The sequence below is a fragment of the Streptomyces sp. NPDC055078 genome (genome assembly GCF_053607985.1).
Genome location: NZ_JBSGUP010001119.1, coordinates 1 through 1,336 on the forward strand (window position 1 = coordinate 1; position 1,336 = coordinate 1,336).

A 1,336-nucleotide genomic window follows, 5' to 3' on the forward strand; every position below is an offset into this window, starting at 1 on the left:
CACGGGTTGGGCGGGTGTGTTCACGCGGCGGCTTCCTGTCCGTACGGGGCCGACTCCAGACGGGTGTGACGGGGGTCGTCACGCAGGTCAGGGGTAGATCGTCCCTGCCCCGATGCCGGGTCGATCGATCGGGCGTGGGGGTCGACTGGATCGACGGGCGGGCGGGGTTGGGTGCCCGGCGGCGGCGGTGGAGTTTGACCCGGTCAGGGGCCGACCGTGCGGCCGACTCGTAGAGGTGCGCGAGTCGGGCCAGCGCGAGCCAACCGGCCCAACCGGCCGGACCGGTGAACACCGGTCCGGCCGGGTGAACAGCGGGAGTCGACGCGGGGGCGGTCGGGTGGTCGGTCGGGTGGGCCGACTGGAGGATGAGCAGCGCCAGCGACAGGGGCAGTCGGTCGGCCTTGTAGTGGTTGCAGTCGTGGCAGGCGAGTGTCAGGTGCCCGACCCGGTTGGTGCGGAACAGCGAGTACGGAACGATGTGGTCGACGGTCGGATGCCGGTCGGCAGTGAAGCCCCGGCGGCAGTAGGCGCACCGGTCGCCCACCATCGACCGCAGCCGCCGCACGCGGTTGCGCGTGCTCACGGCCACGCTCACCACTCCGCCCGGACCGGACGCCGCCAGATCCCGCCCGGACCGGGCGGGGGGATCAGCCCGAGGACGTACCCCCCGGCGTCCGGGCGGACGATGAGCGCACTCGGCTGCTGGGGCTGGGCACGCAGGAAGTCGAAGCAGAACCGGCGATGGTGACGGTCCGGCAGCACCTGCCCATACAGCCACCCCCGCCCCTGGGCCCGCTCGCGCCCGGTTCCGGCCATCTCCGCACCCAGGGCCGCGCCGAGACGCACCAGGGCCGCCAGCGGCACCCTGGCAGCGCCCTGCCGCAAAGCGCGGGCGACCAGCGGGGTACGGCGTGCCGGGTCGGAGAAGTCGGTGGGCCGGTAGGCCCACAGGTCCGACAGGTACAGGGCTGCGGCGGCTTCACCGGCCGTCATCGGCCGCGACCGCGCGCCCCGGTACCAGAACGAGAGCGCGAGCCGGTAGGCGAACTCCCGGCACTGCCGCACTTCCTCGAATTCGTCATCAGGGAGTCCGGCGAACCCCGGGGCTTCCTTCGCGATGCCCCCGGGGCCCACGGTCCGCACCGCCGCCCGCAGGGCCGCATAGAGGGTGTCCGTGGTCGGTACCGGAACGGCAAGGTCCTCGGCTCCCGCCTCGAACAGCGCGGTCGCCACCTCGTTCACGTCCCACTCCATCCCGTCCACCGCAACGGTGGGGAACCGCGCGCCCAGAACCCGGCGGTCCGCCCCCGCCGGGGGTACGGCCGCAGCCGTACCC

At 73.7% G+C, this 1,336-nt stretch carries 2 protein-coding genes; both read right to left on the reverse strand.

What is annotated here, in order from left to right:
* On the reverse strand, positions 1–583 hold a 583-nt coding region (locus ACWF94_RS40600; RefSeq protein WP_453500334.1), incomplete at its 3' end, for an HNH endonuclease.
* An 8-nt stretch (positions 584–591) separates the two neighbouring features.
* On the reverse strand, positions 592–1,336 hold a 745-nt coding region (locus ACWF94_RS40605), incomplete at its 5' end, for a hypothetical protein (protein ID WP_453500336.1).